The sequence below is a fragment of the Pectinatus sottacetonis genome (assembly GCF_015732155.1).
Lineage (GTDB): Bacteria > Bacillota > Negativicutes > Selenomonadales > Selenomonadaceae > Pectinatus > Pectinatus sottacetonis.
In genome coordinates this window covers 2,118,813-2,132,726 of the sequence record NZ_WIQK01000001.1, presented here as the reverse complement: position 1 = coordinate 2,132,726, position 13,914 = coordinate 2,118,813, and the positions used below count along the sequence as shown (strand labels likewise).

Genomic DNA, 13,914 nt, shown 5'->3' with positions numbered 1-13,914 from the left:
AGAAAGTGAGGTGTATGCAGTAAGGTTTTTGCTAAAAATTACGCCATATTTTTCCTATTTTTTATTCTTCTGATAACCTTACCGCAGAAAATGACTAAATCTTTACTAAAAGACCAGCGGGGATTCACCTTGCTGGAAATGATGATCGTTATCGTAATACTCGGTATATTAGCTGCCCTAGCCATCCCTAAATTCAGCAACTCCATCGCCCTGGCCAATACTGCTAAAATACAATCAGACCTGCAGACGCTAAATACTGCCATAACTATGCATCTTATCCAGCATGGAAGAAATCCACAGGACTTGACCACAGACCTAGCTGAATACGTAGACGATATCAGCTCCCTAGCTCCTCCTCAGGGCAAATGCCTTTTACGCAGCGGTGAAACATTAGACATAACTACAAAATCCTATACCCTCGCGCCTGATGGCACTGCCGCCACATGCCAGGGACATTACTTAAAAGAATTCGGTCACGCTGCTAATTAAACAACAGCTGTATTAATTACCGCAATAGCTAACCGTATAAAAGGATTCTGCCATAATGAAAAAATTATTTATAAAATCATTTCTAGTTCTCATTCCCCTTTTGTATATAAACATTTGCGGGATTTCCCTACACACATTATCTATGACTTTCTTATTTAGCACCTTATTCATAATATCTTATATCGACTGCCAGACATATATAATTCCCAATTATCTCTTAGCACCACTTTTTATAAGCGGCCTTTTATATCAAAAATATATCTGCACCACTATTTCAGTTGTCGATACAGGACTAGCCTTATTATTTATCAGTATAGTCTTTCTGCCTGTATATCTATTATCATCCTCCATTGGCGGTGGTGATATAAAACTATCATATACCATAGCCGTCTGGCTGTCTTACCCAGATATAATTGGAGCTGTATTAATTACCGTATCCACCGCAATATTATTTAGCCTTTATCTGATAATATACTTAAAGAAAAATACCAGCACACTTATACCATTTGCCCCCTTTCTGTCCTTGGGAGCTTTTGCCGCCGTCTTATTTCATGACCATATAGCAAATATATTAGAGAAATGGACCCTCCTATGAAAAAAAGCCATTCTGGTTTCATAAATATCGAGCTAATCACAGCATTATTTATTTTATCACTACTATTCAGTATAGCCATGCCGCAGATATTAGTAACCAAAAAAATGCAAATAGATTTTCAGGCCCAATACTTAACCAGTAACTTACGGTTAATCCAGGAAAAAAGTTTCTCCTTGCCTGAAAGTCCTTATTTTAGACCATATATAGTAGTTAACAAACAATCATACGAAATTCATAATCAGCTATATTTACCACCCACTATCATTACTATGCCAAAGGACATTTTATTGTCAGCCAATAAGGGCGGAATAATCCGTTTCAACCGCGGCAGCAAATATACTAACACTGCCTCTACCATAAAAATAAGCGACAAAAATTACACCAGAAAAGTAATTATAAATGCTTATGGCCGCATAAGGATCGATAAATAATGGGACAAAAAGGATTTATTATGCTGCCACAAATATTAATATTAAGCTTACTTTTACTCACAGCTGGCACTGTTTTTACTGTATATCATATTTACGCTGATGCCCAAACAGCAGAAAATGCCCAGATAACAGCCTTATATCTGGCAAAAAAAGAAATCGCGATCACCGAGGGACAGTTATTATCGCACGAAAAAAACTTTACTTATAAAATAAATTCAAATCAAAAAATAAATTTAAATAATTTCATTTTTACCATAAAAACAACTGTAATCCCTGACAATAATTTAAAACATATTACAACAATTATTTATTGGAAAGAAAATTCCCATGAAAAATTATTATCACTGGAAAAAACGGTATATACAAATGATTAAAAATTTCCTGAAAAACACATCCGGCAGTATTTTATTAGAAACATTATTATCAATAAATATTTTTATTATAATAATGATAAGTTTTTCCGTAATCTTCTTATCTATGCTGCATAATTACTTAAAAAATCTTTATGCTCTTGAGCTGCGCTCCCAAATGAAATTTGCTGCTGAATGTATAATACAAGACATAAAATATGCTGATTCAATTAATATCTACACCAAAGACGGTCACGATATCATAAACATTACCACCCATGCTGCCAATGACAGCAGTCATTCTCTTACTCACATAATATATCGCCAGGATGACCTTGCCTACTATCCCCGTATATTAAAAAATGACAACCCTTTGACCGGTGATAATATATTTTGCAGTACCTATATAAGATTTACATGCAGACCTCTTTCCCCTTCATCGGAAAACTGCACTTATTTATTAGATATAAAAGGATCTGAACAGACACATGCAACAAAGTACTTTTATCTTAAAACAGCTGTTGTTATGCTGGGAAAGCGCAAATTAAACTGAGGTATTTATGGATAAAAAAGGATTTTTTACCTTAACAGGTTTATGTTTTTTATTACCAATGATTTTCCTGGCAGCCAATTTTTTTCTCATTTTTTCCAATGAACAAAAAATATCCCTTCTCAGTATCAACAATGAAAAAGCTCAGTATCTTGCTGAAAGTTCCTTGGAAAAAACCTTTGCACAGCTGTGTAATAATCCAACACTTTATGACCAAATATATAGTGCGGCCCGGGAACAGCCGGCAGTTTACAAGAAAAACCTTTTGCACGTCGACAGTTATAATAAAAATCATCATCTTGTGTGTGACGTTTATTTTCAATTTTTTAATTATACCAACTCCTTATTTTCATTGACTTCCATAAGCAAATTCGATAACGCAGCAAAATCTGTAACTGTTTATATAAAGGAAGACAAACATATATTTTCCATATTACGATGGGACTATCATAATGAATATAATCAATAAATTTGCTTTTCTTTTCGTAGAACGCAAAAGCAAAACAATTGCCCTTACAATAACTGACAGCGGTATTTACCTGGCAATAGTCACCAATTCTAAAAACATATGGTATATAAAAAACATTGAACACCATACCATAGATGGACTGAATTCAGGTAATGTCTTACCACTTGAAAAATTAAAAGCCTTTATTTTAAAAAATGGCTGTCAAAACTATCCTATAATTATAAATATATCAGACAAATTTTTATCTGCCTGGCAAAATGAATTTCCTCCTATGACTAATAATGAACTTAAAAAGGCCGTTTATTGGGAAATAAAAGGCAGCAGTCCTTTAGATAATGCAGCCCTTTATGCTTTTTCTGTAGAACATTTTCCCCAAACATTTATAGTCACTATATATGCCATAACCAAAACATATATTTCAACAATATGCCAGCTTTGCTCCCAGGCTGGTCTTAAACTATACGGTGTATTTCCCATACAGCCTTATCAATATATCTATCAGGGAACAAACACTTTTATGCTGAAAAACAACAATGACCATGCTGTCTTCAAATTTCCCTTGACCGCTGCCGAAATTCCTCCCGACTATTTATTGCAGACTGCACAGACAATATTAGCTAAAAGTGACACTAATAACCTTCTGCCAGATACACTAAAACCTCCCTTTTATAACTGGCACCGTTTATCACTGCTGTTCCTGACGATCATGCTGATTTTAACAATAACAATCATGCTGACCTGCCGATTAAAAACCATTGCCACCAATAAAAACATCAGCGAGCAGACTATTCAGCTGCATAACATGGAAACACTGTCCAGACAAAAAGACAAAACAATATTATATAGCCAGGATATAGCCAGACGTCAGGCAATCTTAATAAAACTTAATCCCCATACCTTTTCATGTTATTCCATAATGGGCAGTCTGGGATTCGTCTGCCCAAGTTCTGTATATCTTACCAGCATAAAATATGAAAGAAACACTGTTTTTATCAGCGGCCGGGCAAATGATAGTAATTCTTTAAACAAATACATATCCGCCGTAAAAGATCATTCCCTGCCCCATATTTCCTTATCATCAGTAATAAAAAAAGAAACCGCTTATCCTCTTGAATTCACCCTCAAATTAGTCCAATAAAGGTAATCCTATGCAACGAAAAGACAAACAATATCTTATTATTACCATCATTATTTTTTTTATCTGGTCCTTATCTATTTACTGCCTGATTTACATTCCTTACCGCGGTCACATGGAACAGCTAAAATCAAACTTCCTTAAAAATGAACAGCAGATAACTGCCTTACAAAACTTTGCCGCCCAGCATGACAATATGGAAGATTTTCAAGTCCGCCTACAGCAGCAAAAACAATATTGGCAGGATAAACTACCTGACACAGCTAACGACACAAAATTTATCACCGAAATCCAAACTGCTGCCACTAAAGATAACATATCCCTCCTGTCAATCGAACCACTTGACACCGTAAACAGCTCTGATCCATACAGCAGCCATCTTATAAAAATAAAAATAGCAGCAGATTATTTTAGTCTACTGCTATTTCTGCGTGATCTGAATGAGCTGCCACGTTATAACATCATAAAAAAAATGACTGTAAATAAACAAACAGCTTTATTACAAACAGATCTGCTGCTCCAAATATACTTTCTCCAAAAAGATACTCCGTCTACTGACAACAATATTCAATAAATTTTTATTTGCCCCATACCATAGACAAATACATTTTGACATAATAAAAACCATATTTATTTTTTCTAAAAACAATCATAAATTTGCTATCTTTTTAACATAAGCACGTGCCTTTTGTGCATATTCTAGCGGATTAGCAATTGCAGGGTCCTGTTCTGCTTCAACTAAAGCCCAACCATTATAATTATGTTTATTCAAAATAGAAAAAATTGGTTTAAAATCTATATCACCATCACCCGGCACCGTAAACATTCCCATTCTTACACCTTTTAGAAAACTTAAATTTTCTTCTTTTACTTTTTTTACTATCTTCGTCCTGACATCTTTCAAATGCACATGTTTAATCCGGTCAATATATTTTTCTAATATCCGCAGATGATCTTCACCTGAACATACTAAATGACCAGAATCATACAACAACGAAACATAATCAGGATCTGTAAGTTCCATAAGTTTATCAATTTCTTCCTCGGTCTGAACACCTGTACCCATATGATGATGATAAACCAAAGTCATGTCTTTTTTCTTGGCAAGCACCCCCAGTTTATTCAATCCTTCAGGTACAATTTTCCACTGTTCTTTTGTATAATGAGGTTTATTAGCAAATAACGGCGTATCAATCTGTCCTTGAATACTATTTCCCTGTTCTGCTACAACAATAACTCTTGCTCCCATTTCATAAAGAAAATCCCGATGCTCAATAAATGATTTTGCAGTTGCATCATATGGCTTACTTGTTAAAAAAGAACTGAACCAAGCACTGGCAATTACCAGCTTGCGCAAAGACAAAGCTTTTTTCAATACTTTAGTATCTCGGGGAAATTTACCTCCGACTTCACAACCAGTAAAACCAGCAAGTGCCATTTCACTTATGCATTGTTCAAACGTATTTTCCTTCCCCAAGTCCGGCATATCATCATTTGTCCAGCCGATAGGACAAATTCCCAATTGTATTTTTCCCATTTTTTCCTCCTGTAAATTATTATTATATTGTTTCACATTGTACCAACGACTACGAAATATTAAAATATTTTATTCTATAAAAACCAGCCTAAATTACATTTATCCTTAAGAATACCGAAAAAGCCCAATCCATGGTAAAATAATTTATCTTCTTATGTTTTATGCAAAAAAAGCACCCGCTGATGATAAACACAAATACCATCAACAGGTGCATACTTAATCAATAATAATTACACTTTCGTAATATATTTTCTTCTTAACCGTATCATTGCTTTTCTGTACATATATGTGAACAAACAGTATTCGGCCTTTGTTCATCATTTTCCATACCAGATACGGCCAGCATTCCCCCGATATAGCTAATGATGATACTACCGCCCATGAATATTGCAGCTACTACCAGTAAAAGCCATGATCCCGCTATTATTGAAAGTATTGTCCCACCAGCTAAGGTAATCATTGTGGTCAACACCAATAATCTTTTCACTATAAAAGCCCCCTAAATTTATTGCCATCAGTATAACACATCTATTATACCTGTCAACAAAATCCATCAAAGCTTTTATATTCAAAATTATCACAATTGATTATTTTTATTGATATCTACTATATTATTTACTGCTTATATCCACCCTTTTTCTATCATGTCTATCTTGTCAATAACCGCAATAGACTTTTCTTTACCAATACGATATACATCATCCAGGTCCATTCGATAATATTCTGGGCGGAATAACTCCAGAGAAACTATATCTTCTTTCCAGCCAATCTTTTTCAAGGCATGGAATATTTTTCCCAGCTTAATGCAGCCATCACCAGGCCATACCCTGTCTTCATCCAACAGTACTCCGGTTCGAAAATCTTCCGTATCATTCAAATGCACAATAAAGATTTTATTCCCATCAGCTTTTTCCAAATCTTCAATTCTGGAAGCCATTCCATGAAAATGGAAGCAGTCAAGAGTAATACCCAGATTTTTTTTGTCAATTTCTTTAATTATAGAATATGCCTGCCCAAAAGTATTTATTGACGCTGCCTGATGTCCGATAAATTCTACTGATAAACGCATATTGTAATTCGCAGCCAAATCCGCCATTTCACTGAGGCATTCAACCGCTGATTTACGTATCTGTGAACAAGTAACTTTTTCCAAATCGACAGTAGGTACTGTTATGACTGTATTACAGCCTATTTTATTACCTACTTCACACATATATTTCAACTCGCCAAGTATTTTTTTATAATCTTCAGGCTTGCGATTATTAAAATAACACAAAGTGTTAAACGCTAACGGCTTTACCTTATGCGTTTGGAAAAATTCAGCCAGATCATCAATACTATGATTTTTCAAATAGTCAGGCAGACAATCCATCGTGCGAATTTCAATATAATCGTAATTATATTTTTCGCAAAGTTCCAAATCTTTAACTAAAGATGATTTTTCTAAAGCAGTAGCTTCATTCATACTTAATTTCATTTTTTTATAGTTCTCCCTTCATTATCGCAGTAAATCATATATATATTTGTTTGTACTTATATTATAATATTTTCTCTTTTATAATACTTACAGTATCTTGCATACTTATATAAAACTTATACTTGGAATATTCAAAAAAGTTTACTATATCACAAACAAAAATGTAAAAATCTGGCACAGTGGTTTAGGAAGATGACAAATATCATATTCGGCAATGGTTTAAAGCATCCAATTTTCTATATTGTTCTCCACCAATCCAATAACGTCTATACTCCAAAGGTGCCATTTCTACAGTCTTCTTAAAAATCATATTAAAATAGCTGGTACTGTCGTAGCCTACTTCCGCACCAATATCAGTAATACTCACATCAGAACTTATTAAAGAACTCTGGGCCTTTCCTATTCGCCGCCGTGTTATATACTGTATCGGAGAAAAACCTGTTATTTTTTTAAATTTATGTGATAAAAAAGATTCACTTATGTGCATGATTTTACACATCCTGCTGAATGTAAGCTTTTCAAAATAATGCTTATCTATATATTCCTTTACCTGTATTATTAATTCATTTTCTCCATTGTCCTTATTAATCACTTCCAATGGAATCTGTCTGGTAATGATACACAGTAAGGCTTCAGTCAGATATTGACATACCGTTTCTGCTCCATTTTTATTCTCTGCCAGCTGAAACTTCATCTGGCGAAAAATATTTTCTATAAACCCACTATTATCTCCACACTGTAATACTGGATTTATATTATCAGCCAGCAAATGATTTTCCGGCAGTCCCTTAATTTTTATTCCCCTTACAGCACAATTAAAAAAACTCATTCCCACATCAGGACTAGCCATTTCATCATGCAGCACATTACAATTAAAAACTGATAAATTTCCTGCTTTTACACTATATAGATTATTACCTATACGATGTATTCCTTCACCATCATATACATAGACAAGTTCCAGCCTATCAGTGTGCAGATGCAGTAATGATGGATAATTTGCCTGTGTTTGGTCTGCTTCAGATACATATAATAGCTGTGTATCTTTTTCGATCCCCGGTTCAAAACCATTTTTCAAATAATGCTGTACTGTCACCCTTCTTCCTCCTTACTTAAATTATTAATTCTTTAAATATATTCATAATTTTTCTATATATTGTTTTGCTTTTTCTTCATCATTTGCCCCATAGGCTCTAAAGTCTTCTTCAATTTTTTCCAAAGAACGTCCTTTAGTTTCAGGGACCCAGAACTTTACAAAAATCAAAGCTACTACGCCGATACAAGCAAAAGTATAAAAAGTTCCTGATAATCCTACAATAGATAACAACACTGGAAATGTTAGTCCTATTGCAAAATTTGTAAGCCACATGCATAAAACTGCCACCCCCATACCCATACCACGCAAGCGCATCGGGAATATTTCTGAAAGGAGCAGCCATGTAGTTGGTGCAATTAAGCCTTGATTACACATCATAAAGGTAACTGTCATCAATAATATAAAATAAGGGAAAAATTCTCTATGAGCAAATAAAAGACTTGATGTCCCAATAATAATGTGACAGACCATTGTTGTAACAAACCCTAGCATCAAAAGTTTACGAACACCGTGGCGCTTCATAAGATAAATACCATAATATGTAGCGAGTACCGAAATGACGCCATTAGCTATATTACCAACAATTGCTGCATTTGTACTAAATCCTGCATTTTGGAGAATCTGCGTGCCATAATACATAACAGAATTAACTCCGCCAAGTTGATTACACATGGCAATACCAATTGCTATAAAAACAATCCGGCGAATCCACGGTGTTCCTAATTCTTTCAATTTAACTTGTTTTACCGAACTTTCACGTTCAATATTAGTCTTAATTTCTTCTAATTCCACAACAGCTTCTTCTTCATTACGTATCTTCTTTAAAACACCTAGTGCTTCTGTAATTAAACCTTGTCTAACAAGCCAACGCGGACTTTCCGGCATACGATACATACTTACAAACAAGCAAACTGCCGGTATTGTGGCAACAGACAACATCCAGCGCCATATATGACCAGCTTCACCAAAAAAAACTGCCAGAATAGCATTCATAACAAATGCCATCAGCTGTCCTGATACTATCATCAGTTCATTCTGGGTAACCAACCGACCGCGCCCTTCTACTGGTGACATTTCTGACAAATACGCAGGAACTGTTACCGAAGCACCGCCCACTGCAATCCCTAAGATAAAGCGAAAAACTATAATCACATCAAAACTTGGTGATAAAGCACAACCTATTGTAGCAAAAAAGAATACTACCGATAAAATAAGCAGCATTTTTCGTCGGCCTTTAATATCAGCTATGCGGCCACCAAAAAAAGCTCCCAAAGCAGCTCCCAGCAAAAGACTGCTGGCAACCATTCCTTCCATAGCCGGAGTTAGATTCAACTGATCAGGGGCAGCCATAAAAGGCAATGCTCCATTTATTACACCGGTATCATACCCAAATAATAATGCCCCAAATGTAGCAGAAAATGCTATTTTTCGCAAAAAATTTTTACCTTTAATATTTAACTGAGTAGCCATATTTTATCCTCCCATTTTTAAAACATCTACAATTATTATCCAGTTTATAGATAATCACATTTCTGAATACAGTTATTATTTTTTATAATAACTGTATTTCATATGCAGTAACCATTTAGTAATAATTTATATTGTTCTTAAGATTCTATTTAATATAGGTAAATGGAAAAATTCTGTTAATTAATAGTGGATTTACTATCTTACCATTCTGGTTACAGTAAATGACAATTTTTTCACAATCAGTATAAAAAATATTACATTAATGCATTTAAAGCAATATACCTTATTATGTTTATTAATATATTTTATAATAATAATATATTAATAAATAAATTATTATTATGAATGATGCTATAATTATTTTCTGCGAAGCTGCTACATGCATATATTTTCCCGTAAATATACTATATTTCATTTTTTCATCCGCATTAAAAGGAGATAAACTACAGAGCGGCACTCGACTGTAAATTTACAAAACCAATATTATTGATATGGCAGCTTCGTATTATTAATATTCTCTAGCTTGCTTTATTTTTTTATAGGTTTCCTCATATACCTTATTAATACGTGGATTTTTTGATACTGCAGCAACTCCTACGCGCCACCAATCTCCATATCCATGCACCATTGTTTTTGGCAGCACTTTTACATCTATAAGTGTAGAAACACTTTGCTTTTTGGCATCTGCTAAAGCATGCCTCAACTCTTCGGCTGTTGTCACTTTATAAGTTCTACAACCATAAGAAGCTGCATTCATAGCAAAATCAACAGGCACCAATCCACCATCAAGTTTGTTAGTTTTTTCATTGCGAAATCTGAATTCAGTACCAAAGCTTCCCATTCCATGTCCTATTTCAAGGTTATTAATACAGCCAAATGCCATGTTATCAAATAAAATGATATTTATTTTTTTATGTTCTTGAATAGAAGTAGGAAGCTCTGAATGCAGCATCATATACGAACCGTCACCTACAAAAGCATACACTTCTTTGTCAGGCTCTGCCATTTTTACACCCAAAGCTGCATTGACCTCATATCCCATACAGGAAAAACCATATTCAACATGATAACTGTTTTTTTCTTTCACTCTCCATACTCTTTGCAAATCTCCGGGCAATGAACCCGAAGATCCAATTACCACATATTTATCATCCAAAAACTCATTTAATATTCCTAAAGCATTTGTCTGTGTCATATATGAATTAGTAATGTTATGAAATTCCTCAAAAACTTTTTCATGGTCAAGCGCATCATTCACCTCAGGAACAAAATCTTTTCCAGTATATTTTACATGGTATACCCTGTCTACTTCTGTATCATATTTTTCTTTTGCTTCTCTTATTTCATTAACATAAGCTGACTTATACCCGCCCGCTTTGTCTAAAGCACTGTCTATTGCCTCCAATGCTGCCTTAGCATCAGCTACTACCCGCATCCCATCGAGTTTATATGCATGAAATTCCGACACATTTATATTAAGGAATTTCACTTGTGGATTTTGAAATAACCATTTGGACGAAGTAGTAAAATCCGTATAACGCGTCCCAACTCCGATTACTAAGTCAGCTTTTTTTGCTATTATATTAGCTGCCAATCCACCAGTTTCACCTATACCACCAAGATTCATTTTATCATTCCAGACTATCAATCCTCGTCCTGCCTGAGTTTCTCCAAATGGAATGTTATATTTATGGGCGAAATTTCTAAAAGTATCCCATGCTTCAGAATATTTTACTCCGCCTCCACATATAAGGAGCGGTTTTTTCTTTGCCTTTATAAGCTTTACAGCATCATTGATCATATCTGTAGTCGGCGGTCTACGATCAATTCTATGTACTTTTTTAGCAAAAAAATATTCCGGATAACCATAAGCTTCCCCTTCAACATCCTGTGGTAAGGCAATCGTTACTGCCCCAGTGTCGGCCGGATCAGTAAGCACCCGCATCGCATTAATCATAGCTGTCATAAGTTGTTCGGGTCTTGTTATTCTATCCCAATATTTACTCACCGCTTTAAATGCGTCATTAGTACTGATAGAAAGATTTGTCGGTTGTTCAATTTGCTGCAACACCGGATCAGGCTGCCGTGTAGCATAAACATCGCCTGGTAAAAACAACACCGGAATGCAATTTGCCGTTGCTGTTGCCGCTGCTGTCACCATATTAGCTGCTCCTGGTCCTACTGAGGAAGTACAGGCATAAATCTGTTTTCGCAGCTTCTGCTTGGCAAATCCCATCGCTGCATGTGCCATCCCCTGCTCATTGCGTCCCTGGTGAACTATCAGCTCTCCCGGATCTTCCTCCAATGCTTGTCCCAGACCAATTACATTGCCATGACCAAAAATGGTAAATATTCCCTTAAACATTTTATTTTTTTTGCCATCAAATTCAATATATTGATTATTTAAAAATTTCACTAGTGCCTGTGCCGTAGTAAGGCGGATCGTTTTAGCCATTTTATCCATTCCCCTCATTACTTATATAAACTATTTTTCTGGCCATATTTTTACATTTTTATCTAAAAGCCATATATGTTCCTTATCGTCAGTACGTGTTTTTACCCACGGATTACCGGGTAAATGCCTTATCATCCAGCTATACCACATAACATAGCCAGGTGCCGCGACCTGAGGATGAGTCTGCCCTCCCGGCACAGAACACCAGCTGTTATGCGATATTTTAAAAGCTTCATCACCAATAAAGCATCCACCGAACCCTTGTGGTTTATCAAATTTATAAGTATACACTTCCGGCTGCGGATGAAAATGAGGTATATAACTCGTCCAGCGTCCTGGTTTATTTATTATTTCACCATTTACCATATTGGAATACGGTGCATTTTCATAATCAAAAATCGTCCGCACAGTCCGTTCCGCACAACCGCCCCATTGTCCCTTACCAAAGACATCACATTGTACATCTTCAGGACGATAAAATTTAGCAGAAAAGTCTTTGTCATTTTCTGTCTTTTGTATCAGGACTTCAGCATCATTTAGTGCTTCAATAGTTACCGTTAGTCCCCGGCAAACATGAAGACAGTATGGGTTTTCGTCAAATAACGATATTCTTTTCATCTTTTTACTATTATTTTCCCATGCTATAGTAATCTCACCAGTTAAAATCACAAAGGCCATTTCTTTATCCGCAGCAGTAAAAGAAACTTTTTCCCCTTTATTCATTACCTGATAGCCAATATCCATCATTGCATTACTCTGTACTGTAACCATTCTATTATAGCCATGTTTTAAAATTCTGCCTAAACGCCCAAATTTCTTTTCATTCATAATATAACCTTCCAATCTACAGGAATTATAACCTGTTCATCCTTTCGTTCATTAATAAACTTATAAATGGATTTTATATCTTGCATTGCTTCCGAGCAGCTGTGACTTGCCACCACCATAGCAGCATGAGCCGTTGCACAACGCAGGCACTGTGGCAATTCCCAGTGTTCTAATAAGCCATAAATAAACGCTGATCCATATGCATCGCCTCCACCGAAAGACTTCAAAAGTTTTACCTTATATGAATCCACCTTATATGCTTTTTTGTCAGCACCATAAGCAACTGAGCCTTTTTTCCCATGTTTTATTATGACTATTTTATTTCCCAGTCTTATATATTTATCAGCAATTTCGTGATCAGCAACTTTATTATGCCCATATTGCAGATTTTCCGTTAAATCAAATTCCTCCCGTGACCCCATGATAACATCACTCATCTGCCCGGCAAGTGAATAATATATACTCACTTCAGAAAGACTATCCCAATTATAGGGTCGATAATCAATATCAAAAATTATTTTCGTGCCATGTTCCCTGGCATAGCGCATTGCCATAAAACATGCTTCCCGGGATGGCCTGGCAGCCAGAGCTGTGCCAGAAATCAATAATATTTTGCTATTGCTGATATATTCTTCTGATACATCTTCCGGGGAAATCATCAAATCAGCCGCCATATTACGGTACATTAGAATCTGGCTGTCAACAGGACTGGATATTTCAGTAAAAGTTAGTCCCAGTTTTGCCCCATTTTTTACTCTGACAATATATTTTGTATCAATATCCCTTTCCTGAAAAAAACTTTCCACAAAAGTTCCAAATTGATCATCTGATACAGCTCCTATAAATCCCACTTTCTTGCCCAATTTTGCCAATCCAACCGCAATATTAGCCGGGCTTCCTCCGAGATACATAGTAAACGTTCTGACTTTATCCAGTGTTCTGTTAAGTTCATTAGGATTAAAATCTATTGTTGCGCGCCCCATGGGTATTACATCCATAGGTTTGCCTTCATCAAAATCCAATAATGCCATT

At 35.4% G+C, this 13,914-nt stretch carries 16 protein-coding genes; 8 read left to right on the top strand and 8 right to left on the bottom strand.

What is annotated here, in order from left to right; all coding sequences use genetic code 11:
- Positions 1 to 90: 90 nt before the first annotated feature.
- From I6760_RS12965 to pilO, 8 genes are read left to right on the top strand one after another with little or no spacing between them, the layout of a single operon-like run.
- Positions 91 to 489 carry a type IV pilin protein gene (locus I6760_RS12965; RefSeq protein WP_196594286.1) on the top strand — a complete coding sequence of 133 codons (399 nt, stop codon included), beginning with the start codon at positions 91 to 93 and terminating at the stop codon, positions 487 to 489.
- 55 nt (positions 490 to 544) lie between these two features.
- Complete coding sequence (locus tag I6760_RS13100) at positions 545 to 1,084, top strand: prepilin peptidase (protein WP_196594285.1); 540 nt, start codon at positions 545 to 547, stop codon at positions 1,082 to 1,084.
- Positions 1,081 to 1,515 carry a type II secretion system protein gene (locus tag I6760_RS09990; RefSeq protein WP_196594284.1) on the top strand — a complete coding sequence of 145 codons (435 nt, stop codon included), beginning with the start codon at positions 1,081 to 1,083 and terminating at the stop codon, positions 1,513 to 1,515. Before I6760_RS13100 ends, I6760_RS09990 begins: the two co-directional genes overlap by 4 nt.
- Positions 1,515 to 1,889 (top strand): hypothetical protein, encoded by a 375-nt coding sequence (locus I6760_RS09985; protein ID WP_196594283.1) that lies wholly within the window; start codon positions 1,515 to 1,517, stop codon positions 1,887 to 1,889. The genes I6760_RS09990 and I6760_RS09985 overlap by 1 nt, the downstream gene beginning before the upstream one ends.
- Entirely contained in the window at positions 1,882 to 2,418 is a 537-nt protein-coding gene (locus I6760_RS09980) for a hypothetical protein (protein ID WP_196594282.1), read from the top strand. The genes I6760_RS09985 and I6760_RS09980 overlap by 8 nt, the downstream gene beginning before the upstream one ends.
- 7 nt (positions 2,419 to 2,425) lie before the next feature.
- Positions 2,426 to 2,884: a hypothetical protein gene (locus I6760_RS09975; protein ID WP_196594281.1), complete on the top strand. Its 459-nt coding sequence runs from the start codon at positions 2,426 to 2,428 to the stop codon at positions 2,882 to 2,884.
- Positions 2,868 to 4,022 (top strand): PilN domain-containing protein, encoded by a 1,155-nt coding sequence (locus I6760_RS09970; protein ID WP_196594280.1) that lies wholly within the window; start codon positions 2,868 to 2,870, stop codon positions 4,020 to 4,022. The genes I6760_RS09975 and I6760_RS09970 overlap by 17 nt, the downstream gene beginning before the upstream one ends.
- A 10-nt stretch (positions 4,023 to 4,032) precedes the next feature.
- Positions 4,033 to 4,593: a type 4a pilus biogenesis protein PilO gene (pilO, locus tag I6760_RS09965; protein WP_196594279.1), complete on the top strand. Its 561-nt coding sequence runs from the start codon at positions 4,033 to 4,035 to the stop codon at positions 4,591 to 4,593.
- A 75-nt stretch (positions 4,594 to 4,668) separates the two neighbouring features.
- On the opposite strand, the gene iolE is transcribed toward pilO, so the two are convergent.
- From iolE to iolC, 8 genes are all read right to left on the bottom strand, one after another.
- Entirely contained in the window at positions 4,669 to 5,556 is an 888-nt protein-coding gene (gene iolE / locus I6760_RS09960; protein WP_196594278.1) for a myo-inosose-2 dehydratase, read from the bottom strand.
- 265 nt (positions 5,557 to 5,821) lie between these two features.
- Entirely contained in the window at positions 5,822 to 6,043 is a 222-nt protein-coding gene (locus I6760_RS09955) for a hypothetical protein (protein ID WP_196594277.1), read from the bottom strand.
- 135 nt (positions 6,044 to 6,178) lie between these two features.
- Positions 6,179 to 7,033: a sugar phosphate isomerase/epimerase family protein gene (locus tag I6760_RS09950; protein ID WP_196594276.1), complete on the bottom strand. Its 855-nt coding sequence runs from the start codon at positions 7,031 to 7,033 to the stop codon at positions 6,179 to 6,181.
- Between the two features lie 202 nt (positions 7,034 to 7,235).
- Positions 7,236 to 8,129 carry an AraC family transcriptional regulator gene (locus tag I6760_RS09945; RefSeq protein ID WP_196594275.1) on the bottom strand — a complete coding sequence of 298 codons (894 nt, stop codon included), beginning with the start codon at positions 8,127 to 8,129 and terminating at the stop codon, positions 7,236 to 7,238.
- Positions 8,130 to 8,171: 42 nt separating this feature from the next.
- Positions 8,172 to 9,599, bottom strand: a complete 1,428-nt coding sequence (locus I6760_RS09940; protein WP_196594274.1) for a sugar porter family MFS transporter — start codon at positions 9,597 to 9,599, stop codon at positions 8,172 to 8,174.
- Positions 9,600 to 10,107: 508 nt separating this feature from the next.
- Positions 10,108 to 12,054, bottom strand: coding sequence for a 3D-(3,5/4)-trihydroxycyclohexane-1,2-dione acylhydrolase (decyclizing) (gene iolD, locus I6760_RS09935; RefSeq protein ID WP_196594273.1), 1,947 nt, complete (start codon positions 12,052 to 12,054; stop codon positions 10,108 to 10,110).
- A gap of 30 nt (positions 12,055 to 12,084) precedes the next feature.
- The gene (locus I6760_RS09930; protein WP_196594272.1) at positions 12,085 to 12,882 is read right to left on the bottom strand and encodes a 5-deoxy-glucuronate isomerase; all 798 of its coding nucleotides are present in this window, start codon (positions 12,880 to 12,882) and stop codon (positions 12,085 to 12,087) included.
- A complete protein-coding gene (iolC, locus tag I6760_RS09925; protein ID WP_196594271.1) occupies positions 12,879 to 13,913 on the bottom strand; it encodes a 5-dehydro-2-deoxygluconokinase in 1,035 nt (344 codons plus the stop codon). The genes I6760_RS09930 and iolC overlap by 4 nt, the downstream gene beginning before the upstream one ends.
- Position 13,914: the final 1 nt, after the last annotated feature.